The sequence below is a fragment of the Kitasatospora sp. NPDC056800 genome (assembly GCF_042789775.1).
In the GTDB taxonomy this organism is placed as follows: Bacteria; Actinomycetota; Actinomycetes; order Streptomycetales; family Streptomycetaceae; genus Kitasatospora.
Window position 1 is genome coordinate 2,741 of record NZ_JBHUAL010000140.1, and the last position, 23,143, is coordinate 25,883.

The window sequence follows — 23,143 nt, forward strand, 5'->3', positions numbered from 1 at the left end:
GCGGCCCGCTCGGGGCCCCTGGGGGGGGGGGGGGCCACCGGGGGGGGCGGGGCCAACCCCCCCCCCCCCCCGCGGGGGGCGGGGGGTGGTACGTCGGCCCGGCCGACTTCCCACGCAACGGCCCGGCACGGTCAGCGCCGCCTCGAACGCCCCGAACGCCCCGAACGCCTCGTCCACCGCGGGGTCCGCCACCGTCCCGGCGGCGACACCCCCGCCCCGCTCGTGGATCGGGCCGCAGACGCCGAGGCGTCACTTACTGTAGGCACATGAGTGCAGATAGGCGTGTCCGGGCCGATTCGACCCGGTTCGACACGGATCGCCCCGGCGGGTGAGGGCGTCATGACCGCACCCCGGATCCCCCTCACCATCGACAACACCGCGCTGGTCCTGATCGACCACCAGGTCGGCACGATCGGGTGGGCCGGCGAGCTGGCCGGCGAGGACGAACGCGACCAGCTGACGATGTGGGTGCGCACGATCGTGCGCTTCGCGGCGGCGGTCGGCGTCCCCGTCGTCCTGACCAGCAGCCTCGAGGACCGTCAGCAGGGCCCGCTGCTGCCCGACTTCGAGACCCTCGTGCCCGCCGCGTACGCCGCCCGGGTGCGGCGCGCGGGCGTCATCAACGCGTGGGACGACCCGGCGTTCGTCGAGGCCGTCCGTGCGACCGGCCGGGAGAACCTCCTCGTCGGCGGCCTGACCACCGAGGTGTGCCTGGTGCCGCCGGTCCTGTCCGCGATCGAGGACGGCTTCGGCGTCGCCGTCCTGCTCGACGTGTCGGCGGCCGGCACGCGCACCTCCGCCGCCAACAGCCGCGACACCCTGCGGGCCGCCGGGGCAGAGCTGCTCACCGTCGTCCCGGCGCTGACGCGGCTGCTCGGCAGCTGGCAGAGCGAGCACGCCGCCGCGTTCTTCGACGCGATGGGCGGCGAGGGCGTCTTCGCCGCCTTCGCCCGCGGAAACCTCAGGTAGACCCCGCACCGACCTCGAACCGGTCCCGCACCGGCCTCGAACCAACCTCGCACCAACGTCGAACCGACCTCGCACCGACCTCGGATAGGGAGCACCCGCATGTCCGGCATCACCGCAGCCGACCGCTTCGAGATCCACGAACTGCTGGCCCGCTACTGGAAGACCGTCGACGAGGGCGACCTCAAGGGCTTCGCCGACACCTTCACCGAGGACGGCAGCCTCACCAACTACACGGGGACGACGACCGGCCGCGAGGCGCTCGCCCAGTGGCTCGACGACTACGGCCCTAGCCGCGCCGGCAACCGGCACATGAGCACCAACACGACCGTCACCGAGGTCGACGCGGACACCGCGACGGTCTGGAGCTACATGGTCGTCATCGCCGCCTTCGAGCCGCGGACCCAGACGCCGCACGTCGCGGCCTACGGCCGGTTCAACGACACGGTGGTCCGCGTCGACGGCGGGTGGCTCTTCAGGGAGCGCCTGATGGACGACCTCGCCCTGAACGCCATCGACTACCCGGGCTGAACCACCGCGGGCGGCGCTCCCTGACCGACGGCGCCGTCCTGCGCGATGACGGCCTGGGCCCGCTGCGTCCGCGCGCTCAACTGCTGGGCGAAGCTCCGCAGGGAGTCGGCGTTCCTCGCGATGTACTGGTTGTCGTAGGCGGTCTCCACCGCGACGAGCCGGCCGACCGTGTTCAGGGAGATCTTGCAGGCGATGTCGGCCTCGGCCGTCGGCACCTCGTCGGGGCTGCGCGGGGGCGGCGTCCCGGCGGCGGGGGTGGTGCCCGCCGCGGGGGTGGCGCCCGCCACGCCCCACTTGCGGTCGCTGTAGGCGTCCGCCGGGTTGGCGTAGCTGTAGCCCTTCCCCTTCATGCACGCGCTCCACTGCGCGTACGCGGCGGTCAGGCGCGGGTCGGTGAGGGGGATCCGGGGGCCCTTGTCGGGCAGGCCCTGTGCGGTACCCGGCACCGGCGGCGGCCCGCCGAGCGCGTCCGCGCCGGCCTGCCAGCAGCCGCCCTTGGGCACCGGCCTGCCGTTGAAGCTCGTGACCGGCTTCCCCGAGGGGTCCGCTCCGTAGAGCACCGAGGTGACGTTTGGGGAGAGGGTGGAATCGGGGATGACCTGGTTGCGGTCGTACCCCTTCTCGGCCGCCTTCGCCGGGGCGAAGTACCCGTAGAGCTGGGTCCGTTCCCTGGCCGCCGTCGCCGCCTGGGTGAAGGCGTCGTAGGTCTCCTCCGGGGCCTGGAGGCCGAAGTCCTTCATGCAGCGGGCCGCGACGAGGTGCGAGGCCCGACTGATCGTCACCGCCTGTTCGGCGGTCGGCTTGTAGCCGTCGAGGGGCAGGGTGATCTGCTCCGGCCGGTCGATGACCGGCACCTGGCCCGTCGGCGGCGGGCTGGAATTCGCCTGGCCTCCACCGGAACAGGCGGAAAGGGAACTCACGGCCACGGCCAGGACGGTGAGCGCGAGCGGGGCGCGTCCCCGCGGTGGCATCGGCATCGGAATTCTTCTCCTCCCTGGAGAAACGCGGAGAAAAGCGGGCGGCGGGCATCCGGAGGAAACCCGCCGCCCCTGGCGGAATCACACGATCTGCACTTCGGAAACGTGCGCGCTGGTGAAGCTGAGGCTTCCGCCGGCGTAGAGGTTGTACGGCGTGCCGTTCGCCGTGATGATGCCGTTGTTCCACTGCGAGGTCACCAGGTTCACGCCGTCGACGTTGGGGTAGATGGCCCCCACGCTGCCCGCGTAGCAGAGCTGCCAGCCCGACATCCACAGCTCGATGCCGTAGGCCTTCGCCCCGCCGCCGGGGCACTGCACGGGGCCGATGGCGCTGGCGGGCGAGGCGGCGACGACGCCTCCGCCGACCACGGTGGCGGCGGCGAGTGTCACCGCGGCAATTCGCTTGCTGATACGAAGATTCATGGAAGTACCGCTCTCCCTGTCCCATTCGACTGACGGATCGTTGCGACCTGGCGATGCGGAATGACCGGCCCGCGCCGGGCTGTTTTCCCCGGCTCTCGCGGCCCCGTATCGCCGACAACGGAAGAGAGTGTCACTCGCCACCGGGATCGACCACCCCTTGCCGAGGACCGACGGAATAAAGCGGACAAAGGCGCCCTGGCGGATGGCGGGGAGGAATCCCGAAGACGATCGTCCGATTCGCCTCTGCCTGCGGATATGCCGGGAATTCGCGGCCGCCGGAAACAGGTTGATGTACGTACATCGTCAAGCGGCCTTCGGGCCGCCCTCCGGCCGCCGTCTAGCGCAGGAGCCGCAGGGCGAGGACGTCGCGGCGGGTGCCGTCGGATCCGGAACCCGCATGCATGGGGACCGCGAGGCGAACAGCCCCATCGCCGCCTCCGTATGATCCCCGCATGTCCTGGATACGCCGCCGCTCTCGCGCCACCGAGCCACCCGATGGCCGACTGCCCGATCTCGCGTTCCTCGCGCTGGTCCGCGATGCACTCGAGGAGGTCGCACCCGACAGTACGGCGGGTGCCGAGCTCAAGGGCAACTCGCTGCTCAGTCCGCGGGGTTGGGCCGTCGCCGTTGGGCCGGCGGGCCACGGGGACGACCGGCACTACGACCTGATCGCCATCCCGGACGTGAACGTCCAGCACGACCCGCCCTGCTTCGGGGACTGCGCCGTAGTCGTCACCACCCCGCGCGACGCGGCCGGACTGTGGGCCCGTTCCGCCGGCGCCTGCATGCTCGAACTGATCGACGGACGCGGCCGCTTCGCCGACCACCTGGATCCCGCCCAGGAACACGGCGTACCGGGGTGGCGGTCCATCACCTCGGGCGTGCTGGCGTACGGACTCTCCGCCGAGGAGAATCGCGACCTCCAGGAGGCGCTGCTGGAAGCGAATGTGCTTCACGAGATCGCCGACACCTTCACCGCCGACCTGGAATCGCCCTGGTTCAACGGGGTCCGCGTCTTCTACGGCGGCGCCCCGGGAGCAGTGGAGTCCGAGATCCGGATCAACGGCGAGCGGCACGAGGCCGCCTCAGCCGCACTGGCCGCGCTCAACCTGCCCGAGCCGACGGTCTTCACCGTCGCCCGTTCCTTCAGCCTGATGCTGCCCGCGGAGCGCACCCCGTAGCGGGTGGTGGTACGCCACTTCTCCATGTTCGGGACCTGAAGATGCTGGCGGTGGGCCGGTCGAGCCCGTCGAACTCGGTCTCCGTCTGGGACGGGACCTTGTTGTCCAGACCGATCCACAGCACCGCTATCGGAGGCCCGGCAGCGTGGTACGCCGCGTTGACGCAGCAGACCCGGCCGTGGCTGTCATAGAAGCTGTCGGTGATGTTGCCGGCCGCCGTCCACGTCGTACGCCTGCTCCTGGACTTGGCGCGGGCGCAGGAGACCGTCGTACAGGGAGATGCCGGTGCGGTAGTCGCCGTCCTCCAGCAGCATCCTGGTCGTGACGGCGGGCTGCTTGCCCGGCTCGATCGTGTAGGCGTACGTCGCGTTGGCCGACGCGCTCTTGTCCCGGCCTGGGTTCCACACGGCTGTGGTGCGGCCCATGGCGTCGTAATCGGCGTACGTGGTGCGGCTGTTGACGTCGACGACATTCACCGGCAGGGCGCGCAGGCCGTCGCGGGTGGTCGTGGTCGCGGACTTCTTGGCGTTGGTCGACCGGACGATCGTCAACTGGGAGCCACTCGCCGGGAGCGTAGGACGTCGTGCGGTCTCGGAGGTGATCAGGTCAACCCGGTACCGGGTCATCGGGACAGCCCTCGGCGGAGTCGGCCCGGCTGGGAAGCGGGTCTCCGTGGCCGAACACGACGGGCTGGAGCGTCTGCACGGTGGCGCCGGCCTTGGCCGTGCGGGTGACGGACTTCAGCCACAGGGCCCGGCCACCGCGGACCGACCTCTACCCCTGTGGCCCGGGCGAGCGGTCGTCAGAGATTGGAGGACCCGCGAGGTGTCCACATCACCGGAGTTCCGCGACGTCGACCTGGTACGGCACAGCTACGACCGCGACCAGGTCGACGCGCGCATCGCGGACCACCCCCGGGGCCGCGCTACCGGGGGGTCAACGTCTAACCCCGGGGGGGTTGTTGGTCCCGCTGGCGGCCCCGCCCCCCCCCCCCCACCAAGGGGTGTCCTGCTACTCCCATGGCGAACGCTCAGCCGGGCTGCGGGGCACGGACTACAAGAGACACCGGTCGGGCGCCAACGTCCGGTCGATGTACTCGTCGGAGTCGGGGGCCTCCCCTGTCAGGACGGTGGCCAGGAACTCGGTCATGGTGCCGTCGAAACGGACGAACTCGCTGATGTCGAAGCGCCACACCACGACCGGCCACTGGTCCGGGTCTCCGGCCGAGGTGCCCCAGCAGAAGTAGTCGGAGATGGTGTTGTTGGCCCAGACGAGCAGACCGCCCTTCGCCGGGAACGGCGCGTAGGGCCTGCCGAGCTCGGGATTCCACTCGTACCACCCGTCGAGCATCTCCTCGACTTCCACGTTGAAGTGGCGGAAGTGTTCGTACCTCTCCTCGTCCGGAGTGCCGGGGTCGAGGTCCGGGGTCACCATAGCGAACTCTCGCCGCGGAAGTGGGCACGGCCGTACCGCTCCACGAACGCACCGTAGTCCGAGGGCAGTTCGGTGCCTAGCCCTTCGACGGCCCCCTCCCAGTACACCCGGAACGGCTCACATCGGGGCTCCCCCATGATGTCCGCGAGACGGCCGACAGCGTTCGCCATTTCCCGTTCCCCCCTGACCTCCGAGCGGGACCATCTGCCACCGCAAGGGCTCAGCCTCCCATCGCTCACGATCTTCGACCCCCGCCCTGCCCGCCGGCCGTCGGCGGCCATGAGGAATCCGGGCGGGCAGGGGGCCGGCAAGCCAAGGGTCGCGTACGGCGACGCCAGGTGCGACCCCCTCTGCTGCGCCGCCCTGAGGCGCTGTTCGAACCCGCCCTGCACACCGGACTCCGCAGGGCGAACTCCTCGGCCTCCGCTGGGAAGACCTCGGCCTCGTCACCAGTACCGCCAGCATCCGCCGCACTCTCCAGCGCACACGCACCGGCGGCCTCACAACCCTGCCGACCAAGACCATCAGCTCGGAACGCCGCATCGCCCTCCCGGCCGCGTGCGTCACCTCGCTCCGCGTGCACCGTGAGCGACAGGCCCGCGAGAAGCATCAGGCCGGCGCAGAGTGGGTGGACAACGACCTCGTCTTCACCCGCACGGACGGTCACCCCATCGAACCCGCCACCCTCACACGGCACTTCAACGCGCTACTTCGCCACTCCCGCCTGCGGGCGATCCGGTTCCACGACCTGAGGCACTCGACTGCGACCCTGCTCCTGGAACAGGGCGTCGAAGGCGTCGTCATCAAGGAGCTGCTGGGCCACGCCCACATCGGCGTCACTGCCACGGTGTACGCCCACGTCCGGATCCGCCTTCAGCGGCAGGCCATCGACCTCCTCGGACACGCACTCGGAAACCTCGCCGAGACCGGAATCGAGGGCGACGAGCCGCCGCTTTGTGCAGCACCCGTCCGCTGACGTTGCCGTCAACTACTGCCGCCAGAGACCGCTGAGGCCCCACCGGAAGGCATTTCCGGTGGGGCCTCAGCTATTCCTCTAAAGCACCGAACGCGCCCTACAGCTCCCAGTTCCCAATGAGTTGTGGCCTGGATCCATCAGCCAGCTTCGCAAAGAAATCGTCAACGCAGTCCGCATATGCGAACACCGAGGAGTCCATCCCAGCAAAGAACTTGCCAGATGGCGACACATACACGGTGAGGTGAAATCCATCAATTCCCAATGGGCACAGGGATTCACCAACTACGCCAGAGCAGCGTCCAGCAATCCTCGCATCACGCGCGGTGCACACCCGCGTGGGGTCAAACTCAGTCCAGCAGAATATCTCCTTGCTATTCAAGTCGATGCTGGGCAGGTGCTCGATCCGGAGTTGCCAGAACGCCTCCAAGAATCGGTGCGCCGCAGGCGACACATCGAAGCCGACGAGCTTCATCTCACGTACGAGTCCAGAGACGTCGGCCACGACGCCAGGCCTCCAGCCTGCCGCTTCAACCAAACGGCGCCCTCGTCCATGGATTATCAATTCCATGCTCACCCTCCGACCGATAGGTCAGTCGCGCCACGCCTCACTAGCGCACTCTGGCAGGATAGACAGGCCGCCTCGGGTAGGCCAGTGGAACTTCTGACAGTGAGAAATTCGATATCGCTGAATTGAAGAGGACGCCCAAACATGCCCTCAAAATCAGCCGCATGATTGGCAAACAGTGCATTGCATGCGCGCATCTCCGCGCAGTTAGCCGCATCTCCCTCGAACATCTGCCCGCCATCGGCTGCAGCTTTCTGGATCTCAGGCTCCAGATAGGCTGGGCGGGAGGAAGCTCCAGAATAGCCAGGCTCCATCATGTCCGTGTTCTTGATGCGTGCAACGGAAGTCATCGTGGCATCTTCTGGCGCTTGCTTGGCGGCGGCGCGAGCAGCAGAGCCCATATCCGGACCACAGGAATTGTGGACCAAGATCGGCACATCGCCCGCCACAACATAGTACGTGTGGAAGTCGGCGATCGTCAGGTTGTACATCCAGGAGCGACCCGCAACAGGGCGCACGGCCGCGACCTCGATGAGGTCGCCGGATTCGCTCTTGAGGACATGCCCAACCGTGAGCTCACCCGCTGGCGTCCACGAACGGGTCGTGTCATCCCAGAAAGGGTGGTTGGACGTGGTGTGGACGGTTTCCTCGGCAACGCCTGCGGTTTTGATTGTCACATCGACGAGGTCTTCGTCGTCGTTGATCAGAGTGGCCAGGACAGGCCGGTCCCCGTTGTCCTCCCCTGCGGGTCGTTCCGGGTCGTTTGACTTGACCTTGTCGCCGATCTGGATTTCGCCGATATTCTTGCTGGTACCGTCGGCCATCAGAACGGGCGTGTCGGGCGTGAAACTGCAGTTTCCGAAGAGCTTTTTGAGTGCCTTCTTAACTACCCCAGATTCTTTGATCAGACCCTTGGCTGCCCTGGCGCCCTTAGCTGCTCCCTTTACGGCTCCGGGCCCACCACCAGCAATCTCCGCTACAGTCTCGGCGATCTCCCCGAACCTGTAGGCCGGATCGTTGTGTGAAATACCGAACAAGTCAGCTGCAGGGTGCGCAGTCGTTTTCATCGGAACAATGCCTGGAATGACGGTGACGCCAGCCTGCTGGTTAACCCCCGCCATGGCATTATTCATCGCGGCAAACGGGCTGTTCTCCGTCAGCCACCCGACGGCGGAGTCGAACCCGCCAGCAGCCATCTTTCCGGCTATGCCGGGAAGATCCTTTAGTTTGGGTCGATCCGGGAAGATCATGATCCCAAAGATCGAGATCAGTCCGCTGGGGTCGCTGAGGTTGACGGGGTTGTTGTTGCTGTAGGCGTAGCCGTTGATCTGCTGTGGGTCGGTGGGGTCGAGGATGGGGTCGACGGAGATGAAGCGGCCGTTGGCCGCGTCGTATTCGCGGGCACCGAGGTGGGTGAGGCCGGTGGTGGCGTCGTTGGTGCCGCCGACGAAGCCGCGTTCGGTTGGCCAGGAGGCCGGCTTCTTGCCTCGGGGGGTCCCGAAGGGGGTGGTGTCGCCTCGGGTGTAGTCGAGGTTGTCGGCGCTGATGGTGAGTTGGGCGGTTCCCTGCTGGTCGTTGATGAGGTAGTTGAGGCTGCCGTCGGAGGCCTTGACGAGGGTGACGGGACCAGCGGTGATGTAGCGGGTGCCGGTGACCTTGTTGGCAGTCTTGTCGAGCTTGAGCTCCTGGCCGTCCAGGTAGAGGGTCACCGCGTCGGGCTCACGGCGCAGGAGGCGGTTGCCGTTGGCGTCGTAGAGGAAGGTCGTGCTCTTGCCCGCGGTGGTGGACTTGGCGCGGTGGCCCTCGGTGTCCCACTCGAGCGCCTGGTCGCCGTCGACGGTGACGCGGCGGACGGTGTTGCCGGCCTCGTCGTAGGTGAAGGTGTCGGTCCGGGCGCCGGTCCCGGTGATGTCGACCCGGGACAGGGCGTGGGGCCGGCTGCCTCCCGCGGCGGGGTAGGTGGAGGTGCGCTGGGTCTGGTCGCTCGGCGGGTTCTCGGGGATCTGGGTGAGCTGCGCCCAGGGCAGCCAGCTTCCGGTGGCGTAGGCCCGCTTGGTGTAGTTGATCGCCCCACTGGCGACCGTGATGAGCTTCAGGTCACCGCCGGAGCTGACGACCGCTGCGGACGTGGGCTGGTTGAGCTGGCCGACGACCTGGCTGACGTTGCCCCAGCCCGCCCAGGTGGCGTCGGGCTTGCGGATGGTGTGCCAGATGTTTCCGCCCGCGATGGCGGCGACTTCGAGGCCGGCGCCGGTCGCGGTGGCGGTGAGGCTGGTGGGCGAGGTGAGCGCACCGGTGGCGCCGTAGACGTCACCCCACTTCTGCCAGATGCCGTTGCCGAAGCGCACGGTGTGCCAGAGCCTGTCGCCCGCGATCACGATGACCTCGAGGCCGGAGCCAGTGGCCGCGCTGGTGACACGGGTGGCTCCGGTGAGGCTGCCGGTCTCGCCGTAGACGTTGCCCCAGCCCGCCCAGACACCGTCGGGCCTGCGCAGGGTGTGCTTGAGCACGCCGTCGGACAGGGCGAGGACCTCCAGACCGGAGGCGGTGGCGGACAGCGAGAGCTGGCTCGGGTTGGTGATGGGCCCGACCACGTTGGTGACGTCGCCCCACCCTCCCCACTTGCCGTTGGCGTCGCGCAGGGTGTGCCACACCCTGCCGCCGGCGACGGCCATGATCTGCAGGGTGTTGTCGGCCCAGGCCGCCACGACGTACTCGACGGCGGCGGGCAGAGGCCCGGCCTGGGTCTTGTGCAGGTTCTCGAAGTTGGCCCACGTGCCGTCGGCGCGCTGCTGGGCGAGGTAGACCTGGCCGTCGGCGATCGCGACGGAGGCGGTCTGCCCGTCACCGGCGATGGCGACGGAGGTCACCTTACCGGTGTCCATCAGCGGACCGGGGGCGGCACCGAAGCTGCGGTTGGTCGCCTGGGTCCGGTTGCCGGCCGCGTCGTAGGTGTAGCTACTCCAGTACGGGTCCACTCCGCCGACATAGGGGGCAGTGGTCGAGGTCGGCTTGGCCACGCAATCGTCGGTCGACGACCAGGCATCGGTCAGACGCTGGGCGAAGTCGTACGTGTAGCACTGGGTGTCCGCGACAGTTGCGTTGTCGCGGTCGTCGCGGACCCGGGTGATGTTTCCGACCGGGTTGTAGGTGTAGGTCTTCTTGTCGAGGGTCTGCGGGCCGCTGCGCTCCCGGTCGGTCTGGACGAGAGCGAGTCGCTGGGTCGCGTTCTCGTAGTCGTAGGTCTGGACCGCCCTGGACCCGACGTTGCCGGTGACACTCTGCTGGAGCTGGCCCAGCGGCGAGTAGGTGTTGCCGAGCGAGTACACCCGGCTGCCGCCGCTCACCGTGGTGGGCAGACCCAGCGGCGTGTAGTTGCGGCGGACGGTCTCCTGCGGGAGTCCGCCGCCGGCCGGATAGGTCGTGGTGTCGACCAGGCCGGTGTTGGGCGTGTAGGTCTGGGAGGCGTTGTAGGTGCCGGCGAGCAGTCCTTCGCTGTCCGGGACGGTGACGGTGGTTCCGGTGGGTCGGGCCGCGCCGTCGAACCCGGTGATGCCGGTGGTGTAGGCCTTGCCGTTCTCCCAGCGGGTGCTGCCGGTGGCCAGACCGTTACTGCCGGGCAGGGTGTCGTAGGCCCACTCCGCCAGCTTGGTCCCCGTGGTGGAGCCGTCGAACATCCCCGTCTTGCGGCCGAGGACATCGTAGGCATACGCGAGCGTCTTGCCACGAGCGTCCGTGACGGTGGCAAGTGTGCCGTCAGTGTTGTAGGTGCTGGTGGTGGTGCCCTTGTCCGGGTCGACGGCCTTGGCCTGGCGGCCGAGCAGGTCGTACTCCCAGGTCCAGGCGTTGCCCGCGGCGTCGGTGAACCGGGTGAGCTTGCCGGCCGGGTTGTAGGAATACTTCAGGGCCTCGTACGCCGACACGGGGGCGTCGAAGTCCGGGCTCCCGCTCTTGTAGTGCCGCACCTCGGAGGTACGGCCCCGGGCATCGGTGATGGTGAGCGTGGGGGTGCCGCCGTCGGGCGGGGTCGTCGCGCTCCAGTTCACGCCGTAGCGGGTGGTGGAGCGCCACTTCTCCATGTTCAGGGACTTGAAGATGCCGGCGGTGGGCCGGTCGAGGCCGTCGAACTCGGTCTCCGTCTGGGACGGGACCTTGTTGTCCAGGCCAATCCACAGCGCCGCGACCGGAGGCCCGTCGGCATGGTACGCCGCGTTGGACCGGTAGACCCGGCCGTGGCTGTCGTAGAAGCTGTCGGTGATGTTGCGGCCGCCGTTGTGGGCGGTGCTGCCGCCGTGCGCCTCCTCCTGGACCTGACGCGGACGCAGCAGACCGTCGAACAGGGCGATGCTGGTGCGGTAGTCACCACCATCGAGCAGGGTCCTGGTCGTGACGGCTGGCTGCTTGCCCGGCTCGATGGTGTAGGCGTACGTCGTACTGGCCGAGGCGCTCTTGTCCCGGCCCGGGTTCCACACGGCCGTGGTGCGGCCCATGGCGTCGTAGTCGACGTACGTGGTGCGGTTGTTGGCGTCGACGACCTTCACCGGCAGGGCACGCAGGCCGTCGTAGCTGGTGGTGGTCGTGAACTGCTTGGGGTTGGTGGACTGAACGACGGTGGCCTGGGAGCCGCTCGCCGGAGTGTAGGACGTCGTGGTCTCGGCGTTGTTGACGTCCTTGACGGAGGTGACTCGCCCGTACTGGTCGTACGCGGTGGTGACGGCCGTCAGGTAGTGCGGGGTGGCGCCGTCGTAGCGATCCAGGGCTTCCGTCGTGATGGCGCTGCCCTTGCCCGGCTCCGGTGCTGACCCGAGGGGCTTGCCGTCGTAGGCCGTCCTGGCTTCGCTCGTAACGGTCACCGGCGTAGCGGCGGTCGAGCAGAGCGTGCTGGCGGTCTGGACGGACTGCGGGTAGGAGATCAGCCAGTTGGCGGTGTCGGGGGTGACGTAGGTGGTGCGGGTGCACTGCTCGTCACCGGTGACGTTCGTGTCGCCCTCGTCCGAGACGGTCTTGACCTGACCGTAGTCGTCGAAGGTGCTACTCGACCGCGCGGTACGGGCGGTGCTGCCGTCCGGCTGGAGCGCCTTCGTCGTCGTGCTCTCGGTGCGGACCATCGAGGCGGTCACCGGGGGCAGGACTGCGGCTTCGGGCCGGCCGGTCTCGCCCGGCGGGGTGGCGGTGGGCTTGCCGTCCTTGCTGGGCAGGGCCTTCACCGCCCGGCTCGCGGTGCCTCGGACCCAGGGGTTGTTCACCGTGCTGGTGATCGGCTTGCCACCGTCACCGTCGTAGACGATGGTCTCGCGAGCATAGCCGGCGAGTTCGTTGCTGTCCTTGACACCCTGGAGGGGGCTGACCGGCCTCGGCTGACCGTTGGCGAGGGTGTCGCCGTCCATGCCGCGGAAGTAGACGGTCTCGGTCAGGCTCTTGCCGGAGTCGCCGACGCGGGTGCGGACCCGCTGGTAGCCGCGGAAGTCGCTCCAGGTGCGCTGCTTGTCCGGGGTGAGCTCGGAGTTGTCGCGCCGCCAGGCGGCCCCGTCGAGGTACTCGTACGCGGTGACCTTGTCGGGGGATCCCGAGCCGGCGACCAGGTCGTGCTCGGTGACCTTCTCCACGAGGTACTTGTGGAACCAGTCGAGGACCGGGTCGACCGCGCCCTCGGGGGTCCACCACGTCGGATAGCAGCGCCTGGTGTTGCTGTCCAGGGCGGGAACAGACCCCGCAGCGCAGTCGATGGCGGTGTACGTGATGTCGGTGTTGGAGCCGGTCTCGGAGGTGATCCGGTTGACCCGGTACCGGTTCATCGGCGGCCGGCCCTCGGCCGAGTCGACCCGGTTGGGGCGCAGGTCCCCGCCGAAGGTCACCGGCTGGAGCGTCTGCGCGGTGGTGCCGGCCTTGGCGGTACGGGTGATGGACTGCAGCCACATGGCCCGGCCGCCGCTGTCACCGGTGGCAGGGAAGTACTGGTCCAGGCTCCAGGCGTCGATGTCCCGGTAGCTGCCGTCGCCCTGCAGGGCCTGCGTGCTGATGCCCGTTACGCGCCGCTTGGACCAGAAGGTCGGGGAGCTGTTGCGGCAGTCCTGGTCCTTGTCGCAGGACTGGTCGACCGGGGTGTCGAACCAGTTGGCGGCATTGGCCTTGGTGAAGGAGCAGTCCGCCGCCACACACCGGTCGGCAGTGGAGAAGGTGACCTTGCCCGCGGGCGACGCACCGTAGACCTGGCCGGCCCGGTGGCCGTACTCGATGCGGTTCAGCGTGACAGCACGGGTGTAGACCGCGTCCGCCTTGGGGGTACTGGTGGCGGCGCCACTGTTCTTGGCGTAGGCGTTCTTCTCCTGGTCGTAGAAGTACGCCACCGCATTGCCGTGCGGGTCCACGACGTAGTCGAGCTGCCAGCGCCAGGCCCGGTCGCGCGAGGAGTCCTTGAACGCGGGCGCGTAGCCCGGCTCGCCGGGCTGGTTGCCGAACACGGGCACGGTCAGGGCCGCACCGGTCTCGGGCTTGCCGGCGCTCCAGCCAGGCAGGCGGTTCTTGCCGAAGAAGTACTGGGTGCCGTCGGTCGTGGTGACCTTCCAGTACTCGTTGTCGGTGTCGCCGTTGGCGGTGTCCGACGCGTTGCCGTTGAGCTTCTCCACCCGCGAACCGTCGTCTTTCGACAGCTTCCACGTACCGCTCGCGTCATCGCGCACCAGTGCGGAGGCGCTCCCGTTGAGCGAGACCATGGCGTTGTCGGACTTCCAGCACAGGTCACCACCCGTGGCGGGAGCGTTGCTGCCCGAACCCTTGTCATCTGTGCACGCGGTGTAGCTGCGCTCGACGAAGCCGGGGTTGTAGTCCCAGCCGTCACCGATCCACGAGGACTGGTTGTTGGTGGACGCGGTACGCCCGTCGATGGCCCCGGACGAGTAGCCGAGGGCGACCTTGGGAGCCATGCCGCCGGGAACCGGCGGCAGCTCGATCGGGTAGGACCAGTCGAAGGAACCGGTGTTGCCGGTCACCGACCAGGTGCTGGACGGGGAGAGCGAGGTCGCCTTGTAGTTGCCCTCCGGGCCCGATGCCCCGGCGGTGGCGGCCAGAACCGTCGCACCGGCGACCGACGCACTCGCCGCCTGGACGAACGACGCCTTGACGGCGCCGTCAGCGGGAACCTGGTCAACGGGTGCGGAGACCACGACATCCGCCGTCAGGGTGCCGGCCTTGGTGTCATTCGACGCGGCCAGCGGCGTGGCCGTGCGGCACTGCGGCTGGTCCGGCGTGGTCAGCGCACACGGGGGAAGCTGAACGAAGGTCAGGCGCGAACCCCAGTCGGCCCCAAACGACTCCCGAAAGGCCTTGTAGTCCAGCTGGACCCGGGCCTTGTCCGGCGTGGCGCTGCCCGCCACCGGCTCCAGGTTGACCAGGACACCGTCGAGACCCACGATGGCCGCCGCAGCCCGGTCCGACACGGCCACCCGGACCTTCGACTTCCCGCCCGCCGCCGGCTCCGACCCGACGGAGGTGACGGTCAGCGGGAGGCCGGGCGCCTTCCCCTGGGGCGAGGACTTCGGCGCCGAGGCCGCCGGCACGTCGACCTCGGCCTTCCCTGGCTTGGGCCATGCCGCAGCCGGAGGCGCAGTCGGGGGCGCAGTCGGGGGCTGGGCCGCCTTCGGGCGCTCCACCTCGACCTTGGAGAGCGGGACGGCCTCGACGTGCTGGACGGGCGGCAGCTTGAACTCTCTGCCGGCCGCTACCGCGATGGCCGGAATCTGCACAGCGGCGGCGATCAGAGCCGTCACGGCTATGGGCACAACTTTACGGAGTACTGGGCGTGTTATTGCCTCGGACCGTCGCGTTCGCGGTCCGGGCAATGCGCCCGCTTCGGATGGATGCATCCGTTTCTTTCCTCTGGTCGTCTTGTGCGGGTGCGATCACACCCGGCGGGACGCTATCAAGGGCTGCTGACGAGACGCTCGTTGATGATTCGTCACGCACCTGACCGAAGGTCATTTATCTCTCTTTTATAACTCCTTCACACACTCGGCGACACCCCTCCGCATTGACAGCATGTCGCAAAATACGGCTTTGTCTCATAAAGTCCTCCCTTCTTACTCACTCTCCGCGCCGTGTGATCACAATGTGGCATCTGTTTTCCCCCTCCCCCCAGATCCGGCCACCTCACACTCCACCGGATCGTCACCACTCGCTTGCATGATGGGGGCGCCCTCGAACCGAACAGAAAGTGAAGGGGATGCACCATCACAACGCCCGCCGAATAGGGCGAACGACCCAAAAGTCGGCGGCCGCGCTGATCGCAGCGGCCACCGTCGGAATCGCAGCGATGGGACCAATTCCCGCCCGCGCGGACAGCGGAAGAACTTCCACCACCCCTCGACCGAACACCCCTGAGCAAGAAGCTTTTTTGAAGGCTCATCAGACCAGAAAGCCTGTCGAGGTCGCGGGCCGGCAGGACGAGACGACCGACCTCGTGGCGAACCCCGACGGCAGCTTCACCCTGCGTCGGCACGCGCGGCCGGTCCGCGCGAAGGTCGGTGGGCAGTGGCAGCCGGCCGACGCCACGCTGGAGCGCCGTTCCGACGGAACCATCGCGCCGAAGGCCTCCGTCTTCCCGATGACGTTCTCCGCCGGCGGCAGCACCGCGCTGGCCACCATGCAGAAGGACGGCAAGTCCCTCGCCATCACCTGGCCGACGCCGCTGCCGCAGCCCGAGCTGAACGGCAGCACAGCCCTGTACCGCGATGTGCTGCCCGGGGTGGACCTGAAGGTCCTCGCCGAGGCCGACGGCTTCGCCCACCAGCTGGTCGTCAAGACCCGCCAGGCCGTGAACGACCCCCGCCTGGTCCAGGTCACCTACGGCCTGAAGACCGCGGGCATCACGCTCAACGCCGACAAGGACGGCCGGATCGCCGCGACCGACACGGCCGGCGGCACGGTCTTCACGGCGGAGGCCCCGCGGATGTGGGACTCCCACGCCCCGGCCGCCGCTGCCCAACAGCAGCAGCCCACCGCCACCGCCTCCCCGTTGAAGGCCAAGGCCGCACTGGCAGCGGCCCCGTCCGCCGGCAGCACCCCGCCGTCGGACCCGGCCGCCGCCGGCAGTGGCGAGCACGCGCCGAAGACGATGGCCACCGAGATCACCGCAGACACCCTGCGGGTCACCCCGGACGCCGACCTGCTGCACGGCGCCGACACCGTCTTCCCGGTCGTCATCGACCCGACGTTCACCGACGGCTGGCGCAACCGCTGGGCGGTCGTCTACTCCGCCACGCCCAACGACGCCTACCCGGACGGCAACGGCTGGCACTCCGACAACCCGGCGGACGAGCCCCGCGTCGGCTACAACGGCAGCGGCAACACCCGCTCCTACTTCGAGATGAACACCCGCGGCCTGGCCGGCGCCACCATCATGTCGGCGACCTTCCACGTCGAGGAGACCCACTCCTGGGGCTGCGACCCGGCCGCGGCGGGTAACACCGAACTCTGGGCCACCGGCCCCATCAACACCACCACGCCGACGTGGAACAACCAGGCCTCCTGGATCTGGCAGCTCGATGCCAAGGCCTTCGCCCATGGCAACCCCGGCTTCTGCCCCGGTGTGCAGGGCGCGGACTTCAGCACCGAGAACCTGCGCCAGGTCGTCCAGGGCGTCGCCGACCGGGGCGACGACAGCGTCACCTTCGGACTGCGCACCCCGGACAACTACCTCGGCAACAAGAACAGCTACAAGCGGTTCAAGAACAACCCCTGGCTGGAGATCACCTACAACCGGCCCCCCGTCCTCCACGACTACGCGGCCTGGGAGGGGCAGTGGACGCCGGGCAGCAGCAGCAACGTCAACGTACCGTGCGTCAGCGACCCGGCCGCCTGGCCCACCGTCGGCCGCAACGACGTCGTCCTGACCGCCAGGATCTCCGACCCTGACAGCGACGTCGCCCTGAGCGCCAAGTTCGAGGCCTGGGACCACGACACCGGGCAGTACATCCTGGTCGATCGGGCCTCTGCCCCCAACGGGACCTGGGCCATCACGAGGCTCGGCTGGGCCAAGATGCGTGACGGCGGCCGCTACAAGTGGCACGTTCAGGCGGAGGACGGCATCGCCGGCTCGGGTTTCGGCCGTGACTGCGGTTTCAACGTGGACAGCACCCCGCCGTCCAAGCCGACCGTCACCTCCGCCGACGGCCACAGCATCGACATCGAGGACGTGCCCGCCCGCACCCCGCGCACGGTCAAGTTCGCCTCCAGCGACCAGTTCGGCCTGAAGGGCTTCTGCTACTCCCTCAACAAGCCCCTGCCCGTGGTCAACCAGGGCTGCGGCGGGACCTGGGTGGACGCCGGCCCGGACGGGACCGCCACGGTCTCCGTGACCCCTACTCTGTGGCCGACCAACCGACTCACCGTCCAGGCCATGGACAAGGCAGGCAACCTCTCCCCCTATGACGGCTCGGACGGCGGCCCGAACTCCAGCACCAGGCTGATCACCACCGCCCGCAGCAACTTCGTCCACGACGCCACCGACGCGGCGCTCGTCGGTGACCGACCCGGGGACCTGACCGGCGACGGACACGCCGACCTGGTGGCCGCCACCAGCACCGGCGAACTCGTTCTCTACCCCGGCCGCGGCGACGGCACCTTCGACCAGCCCCGGACCGTCGCCAACCCCGGATGGTCCGGCGCCCAGATCACCCACCGGGGTGACTTCGCCAGCCAGAGCCCGGGCCAGGCATCGGACGGCTACGAGGACCTCCTCGTCAAGCAGGGCACCCGGCTCTACCTCTACCCCGGCAACGGCATGGGCGCCCCAGACGAGTCCAAGCGCACCGAACTGCTCCATCCCAGCGGGGCCGACTGGTCGGGCACCAGCCAGATCGTCGCCGCCGGGAATCTCGACACCGATCCCGGTAGTGACCTGATCGCCAAGGACGGCGACTCCCTCGTTGTCTACAGCGGTACGGCCGCAGGGCCTCTGGCCACCGAGTCCGACATCAACAAACTGAAGCCCGGCACCGTCGTCTCCGCCTCCGGCTGGAGCGACTACGACGTCCTCGCCCCCGGCGACGTCAACGGCGACGGCATCCCCGACCTGCTCGCCCGACGCAACACCACCGACCCGAACGACGCCGAGTACGGACGCGTCCGCCTCGTCCTAGGCGCCCGCAACGCCGACGGTCTCGGCTACCAGGTCGGCGCCCCCGTCACCGGCACGATCTACGCCACCGGCTTCGACCCCCAGCACCGGCCCCTGATCACGACCCCGGGCAACCTGCACGGCACCGTCGCCGACAGCGGCAAGGGCTACCGGCTGTTCACCCCGACCCCGGGCCAGTCCACCGGCGACGTCCTCGCCACCACCCCGGCCGACCCCGCCGCCCCGGTGACCTACTACACCGCCGACGGGACGGCGCAGTCCACCACCTGCCCCACCGGCTGCCTGCTGATGTACCCGGGCACGCCCACCGGGCTCGGGCAGCCGCGCCTGGCCGCCCAGGGCAACCTTCACACCGTCACGGCGCTGGACGGCGGGCAGAGCCTGCGCAGCCCGGCGACGGCGATGACACGCGCCGCCGACGGCACCCTCGTCGCGGTCAAGACCAACGCCGACGGCAGCCTATGGGCGACCAACCAGACGAGCACCACCGGCGGCTTCCGCGACTGGTACGCGCTCAGCGGCCCTGGCGTCCACACCGGGGACCCCGCGCCGATCCTGTCGCCGGCCTCCGGCGGCACCGTGCACGTCTTCGCCCGCACCCGTACCGGCCAGATCGTCGACTACGCCCAGACCGGGCCCACCTCGGCCTTCAGCCCCGCGGCGGCGGTCGGCAGTTCCGCGCCGGTGTTCGCCCAGGACCCCGCCGTCAACCTCGCCGCCAACGGCAGCATGATCGTCACCGCCGTCGACACGGCCGGCGACCTGTGGGCGACCAACCAGCCCGCGCCCGGCGCCGCGTTCGGTGCCTGGTTCAAGGTCAGCGCCAGCGGCGGCCTCACGGGTCGCTCCGCGGCCGTCCTGTCGCCCGCGGGAGGCGGGACCGCCAACCTGTTCGCCCGCACGACGAACGGGCACATCGGCTACTTCGGCCAAGGCAGCCCCACCAGCGGATACAGCCCGGGTGCCTACCTCGGCACCACCTCGCCCGTCTTCGCCGGGGACCCGAGCGTCACCACGGCCTCCAACGGCACCATGATCGTGGCCGCCATCGACGTCAACGGCGACGTCTGGGCCATCGACCAGGCCGCGCCGGGGACGCCGTTCCGCGAGTGGTACAGGATCAGCGTCAGCGGCGGCACCGGCGGCGCCACCAGCATCGTGCTGTCCGCCGGAGCCGGGGGCACCGTCAACATCGTCGCCCGCACGAGCAACGGGCACATCGCCCTGTTCGGCCAGGGCGGCCCGACCACCGGGTTCAGCACCGGCGCCTACCTCGGCAACCCGAACATGACCTTCGCCGGGGACCCGCGCGTCACACTCCTCGACAACGGGGCCATGATCGTCATGACCACCGACGTTGCAGGCACCACCTGGGCGATCGACCAACCCGCCCCTGGATCCGACTTCCGCTCCTGGTACCGGATCTGACAGCTGGCAGGAGGAAATGAGTCCGGCTGGCCTGGCAGCACACGCCAGGCCAACCGACAACTCAAGCTGACAGCGGGTGATCCGCGCCCCGCCCTGGGCAACTGTCGTCGGCTGCGGCACGCCGGGCGCGGTCGGCGGCGGGGTGCCGCACGGGGTAGGGCTGCCGGAGGCCGCGGTCGTGGCGGAGCCGCAACCCGAGGACAGCGGTGCGGCGTCAGTGGCGGCCGCGAGGTGGCGGTCAGGCGGCGGGCGGGGCATGGAGGGCTGGCGCATCGGGCGGGCCGATCACGCCCGCCGCCGGACGGCAGTGAGCCGCGCCGCTTCGCCGGCCACAGTCCTTGCCAGGGTCCACGCCCCGCCGAAAGCCGCTCCGGGGCGCGTCTCAGTCGTCGTCGCGGCTCTGGAAGTACCACTGCTGGGCTTCACCCCCGTGGAGCCGGTCGGCTCCACCGGGGCGCTGTCCTTGCCGCCGGTCAGGGACAGGGCCCTGCCGTCGCCGACCACCGCGGTCTTGAAGCGGCCCTGGTTCTCCAGCGCCACGTCCCGGTCCGCCGGGTTGTCGCTCAGGACGGCGTCGTCGCCGTCGACGGCCGGGTACCGGCCCATGCCGACGTTCCGGACGGTGTCGTACCGCCCGTTCTCCTCCACGTCCCGGTGCCGGGTGTCGAGCTCGCACGCCTTCTGTCCGACGACCCTGTCGCCCCGGGAAGGTGCTCCCCCGCACCGGCGGGGCCGGGCGCGTCGGCCGCCCAGGGCCCACCTATGCCAGTCCCGCCGAAGACCACTCGACCGGCGGAATCCGGCGCGCAGCGCCGGTCGGCCCCTCGTGAGACTGGGAGCGCAGTCGCCTCGCGGCCGATCGGTCCGCACACGTCCGGCCTGCTGTCCGATGGGGAGCACAGGGAGTCCGGAGCCTCGGACGGGCCTCGCAGCCGCCTCAACCCCCCTTGGGAGTGAGCCCCATGCGAACCTCTGCGTTCTCCGACGACGGACCCGGCGGACCCGACCGCCTCGGCGACACCCGCGACACCCGCGACACCCGAGCGGGCGGCGAACCGTCCGCCGGGGCGGCCGGCCGGTGCCGCCCGGCGGTGACGGCCGTCCGGGGCGGCCTGGTGTGGTTCCGCGACGACCCGTTCCTGACGCCCGAGGGCGAGGACGACGGGGACGCGCTCGTCTACGTGGAGGACGGGCTGCTGGTCTGCGAGGACGGGAAGATCGTCGCGGCCGGGGACTACGGCGACCTCGTGCGCGGCCTCCCACCCGACACGAAGATCGTCCACTACCGCGACAAGCTGATCCTCCCGGGCCTCGTCAGCACCCACGTCCACTACGTTCAGACCCGGATCATCGCCGCCTACGGCAACCAACTGCTGGACTGGCTCAGAGCGGACGTCTTCCCGGAGGAGGCCCGGTTCTCCGACCCGGACTACGCCCGCGACGTCGCGGCCCTGTTCTGCGACGAGCTGCTGCGCAACGGCACGACCACGGCCCTGGTCAACTGCGCCACCTACCCGGAGTCGGTCGACGCGCTGTTCGCGGAGAGCGTCGGTCGCGGGATGCGGCTCGCGGCCGGCAAGGTGCTGATGGACAGCGAGGAGTGCGCGGCCCCGCCCGAACTGCTCGACGCCTCCCCCGAGGTGGGCTACGAGCAGTCCAGGGAGCTGATCGAACGGTGGCACGGGGTCGGCCGCAGCATCTACGCCGTCACCCCGCGGTTCGCCGTCGCCTGCACCCCCGGGATGCTGCGCGCGGCCGGGGAGCTCTGGCGGGAGTACCCCGGCACGCTCCTGCAGACCCACCTGGCGGAGAACCAGGCCGAGGTGGCGAAGGTCCACCAGCTGTTCCCGGAGTGCGAGGACTACGTCGACGTCTACGAGACGTACGGCCTGCTCGGCCCCGGCGCGGTCTTCGCCCACGCCGTGCACCTGTCCGAGCGCGAGTGGAAGCGCCTGTACGAGACCGGCAGCGGCGTCGCGCACTGCCCGACGTCCAACCTCTTCCTGGGCTCCGGCCTGTTCGACATGCCCCGCGCCACCGACCCCCTCCGGCGGGTACTGGTCGGACTCGGCTCCGACGTCGGCGGCGGCACCAGCCTCTCCCTGCTCCAGACCGCGGGCGAGGCCTACAAGGTCGGCGCCCTGCGGGACTTCCCGATGACCGGGGTCAAGCTGTTCTACCTGGCGACCGTCGGCTCGGCCTCGGCGATGCGCCTCGACCACCTCGTCGGCTCGCTGGAACCGGGGCACGAGGCCGACTTCATCGTCCTCGACCCGGACGCCACCCCGCTGCTCTCCGCCCGCACCTCCAACGCCGGCTCCCTCGGCGAACTCCTGTTCACCTTCGCGCTGATGGGGGACGACCGCGCCGTCCTGGCCACCTACCTCAACGGCCGGCTCGCCCACGAGCGGGACGCCGACGACGCGCCCACCGGGTCCGGGCGCGAGCCCGTCCGCCGGTTCGACGCCGGCGGGGGGAAGCGGTGGCAACGGACCTCTGAGCGCAACTACATGCGGTGGACGGTCTACGACCCCGAGACCGGCTGGTCGAAGGAGCGGGGCACCACCAGCAGCGTCCCCTTCGGTCCCGGCATCGACGTGTACAAGGACTCGCTCTGGTCCCTCGGCACGGGCGGCTGGAAACCCTTCCAGATGATGTGCAACCGCTACCAGAAGGAGGACGACACCTGGTACACCAGGCTCTTCGTCAACGACGTCGAGGGCAACTACGTGCTCGCGTCCGACCAGGTCGCGGTGCAGCACGCCAACGACTTCCTGTACTGCGTGAACCACCGCACCGAGGACGACGCCCGCCTGTGGTGGACGCGCTACAACTCGGAGGGCCCCGAGCATGGTTGGTCCCCGCACCGGCCAGTGGAGGACGACCGGGACGTCGCGGTCCGGTCGACCAACCCGGCCGCGACCACCGTCTACGACGGCCTCCTGTACTGCGTGCACGACGACGAGGACGGCTTCCTGCGGTGGATCACCCACGACACCGCCACCGCGACCTGGGGCACCGACCGGCTGGTCCCCGGCGACATCGAGGTCGCCCGGGCACCCGTCGTCGAACGCTTCAAGAACGACCTGTACTGCGTGCACGACCGCGGCGGGGACGAGCTGTACCTCATCACCTACAACAGCGAGACGGACGAGTGGAGTTCCGACGAGCCCATGGTGGACACCGACGGGAACCCGATCCGCACCGGCTACCGGCCCGCCATCGCCCGGTTCAACGACTACCTGTACTGCGTCTACTTCGTCTACGAGAACGCCTACTACGGATCGCTCTGGTGGACCCGGCTCCACGAACTCGGCGACGAGTGGAGCGTCCCGGAACACATCCCCGACGTCTACTCGAGCTCCGGGCTCGACCTCACGCCCTACTACGGCGGCCTGTACTGCATGCACCGGTTCTGAGCCGGCCCGCGCTGCCCGTCCCCGACGATCAGCCGAGGAAGAATCCCGCGGCCTTGACCGCTGCCGCGGCCGGGGCGCCCCCCCCGGGGGCGGGGCGGGCCGCTCCGGG

General features: G+C 69.5%; 12 protein-coding genes and 1 pseudogene. 6 read left to right on the plus strand and 7 right to left on the minus strand.

Annotated elements, in window-relative coordinates:
- Positions 1 to 339 precede the first annotated feature (339 nt).
- Together ACFRQN_RS26900 and ACFRQN_RS26905 are read left to right on the plus strand one after the other, a co-directional pair.
- Positions 340 to 969, plus strand: a complete 630-nt coding sequence (locus tag ACFRQN_RS26900) for an isochorismatase family protein (protein WP_380742695.1) — start codon at positions 340 to 342, stop codon at positions 967 to 969.
- 99 nt (positions 970 to 1,068) lie between these two features.
- Positions 1,069 to 1,497 (plus strand): nuclear transport factor 2 family protein, encoded by a 429-nt coding sequence (locus ACFRQN_RS26905; RefSeq protein ID WP_117484976.1) that lies wholly within the window; start codon positions 1,069 to 1,071, stop codon positions 1,495 to 1,497.
- Here ACFRQN_RS26905 and ACFRQN_RS26910 read toward each other — a convergent pair.
- Positions 1,485 to 2,474 (minus strand): hypothetical protein, encoded by a 990-nt coding sequence (locus ACFRQN_RS26910; protein ID WP_380742698.1) that lies wholly within the window; start codon positions 2,472 to 2,474, stop codon positions 1,485 to 1,487. The genes ACFRQN_RS26905 and ACFRQN_RS26910 overlap by 13 nt on opposite strands.
- A gap of 81 nt (positions 2,475 to 2,555) precedes the next feature.
- The gene (locus ACFRQN_RS26915; protein WP_143204695.1) at positions 2,556 to 2,897 is read right to left on the minus strand and encodes a hypothetical protein; all 342 of its coding nucleotides are present in this window, start codon (positions 2,895 to 2,897) and stop codon (positions 2,556 to 2,558) included.
- 452 nt (positions 2,898 to 3,349) lie between these two features.
- On the opposite strand from ACFRQN_RS26915, the gene ACFRQN_RS26920 reads away from it, so the two are divergent.
- Complete coding sequence (locus tag ACFRQN_RS26920) at positions 3,350 to 4,078, plus strand: DUF6348 family protein (protein WP_074005375.1); 729 nt, start codon at positions 3,350 to 3,352, stop codon at positions 4,076 to 4,078.
- Positions 4,079 to 4,263: 185 nt separating this feature from the next.
- On the opposite strand, the gene ACFRQN_RS26925 is transcribed toward ACFRQN_RS26920, so the two are convergent.
- The gene (locus ACFRQN_RS26925; RefSeq protein ID WP_143204694.1) at positions 4,264 to 4,629 is read right to left on the minus strand and encodes a hypothetical protein; all 366 of its coding nucleotides are present in this window, start codon (positions 4,627 to 4,629) and stop codon (positions 4,264 to 4,266) included.
- Between the two features lie 502 nt (positions 4,630 to 5,131).
- Entirely contained in the window at positions 5,132 to 5,512 is a 381-nt protein-coding gene (locus tag ACFRQN_RS26930; protein WP_074005373.1) for a hypothetical protein, read from the minus strand.
- 359 nt (positions 5,513 to 5,871) lie between these two features.
- Between ACFRQN_RS26930 and ACFRQN_RS26935 the strand changes: the two are divergent.
- Positions 5,872 to 6,488: pseudogene (locus tag ACFRQN_RS26935) on the plus strand (tyrosine-type recombinase/integrase); the annotation flags it as partial.
- Positions 6,489 to 6,585: 97 nt separating this feature from the next.
- Here the strand turns inward: ACFRQN_RS26935 and ACFRQN_RS26940 are convergent.
- Complete coding sequence (locus ACFRQN_RS26940) at positions 6,586 to 7,056, minus strand: SUKH-3 domain-containing protein (protein WP_079272720.1); 471 nt, start codon at positions 7,054 to 7,056, stop codon at positions 6,586 to 6,588.
- A 2-nt stretch (positions 7,057 to 7,058) separates the two neighbouring features.
- Positions 7,059 to 14,819: a polymorphic toxin-type HINT domain-containing protein gene (locus ACFRQN_RS26945; protein WP_380742701.1), complete on the minus strand. Its 7,761-nt coding sequence runs from the start codon at positions 14,817 to 14,819 to the stop codon at positions 7,059 to 7,061.
- Between the two features lie 689 nt (positions 14,820 to 15,508).
- Between ACFRQN_RS26945 and ACFRQN_RS26950 the strand changes: the two genes are divergently transcribed.
- The gene (locus ACFRQN_RS26950; RefSeq protein WP_074005369.1) at positions 15,509 to 19,615 is read left to right on the plus strand and encodes a hypothetical protein; all 4,107 of its coding nucleotides are present in this window, start codon (positions 15,509 to 15,511) and stop codon (positions 19,613 to 19,615) included.
- 285 nt (positions 19,616 to 19,900) lie between these two features.
- Here the strand turns inward: ACFRQN_RS26950 and ACFRQN_RS26955 are convergent, their stop codons facing one another.
- Positions 19,901 to 20,263: a hypothetical protein gene (locus ACFRQN_RS26955; RefSeq protein ID WP_074005368.1), complete on the minus strand. Its 363-nt coding sequence runs from the start codon at positions 20,261 to 20,263 to the stop codon at positions 19,901 to 19,903.
- 314 nt (positions 20,264 to 20,577) lie between these two features.
- On the opposite strand from ACFRQN_RS26955, the gene guaD reads away from it, so the two are divergent.
- A complete protein-coding gene (gene guaD / locus ACFRQN_RS26960) occupies positions 20,578 to 23,034 on the plus strand; it encodes a guanine deaminase (RefSeq protein ID WP_380742704.1) in 2,457 nt (818 codons plus the stop codon).
- The last annotated feature ends 109 nt before the right edge of the window (positions 23,035 to 23,143 follow it).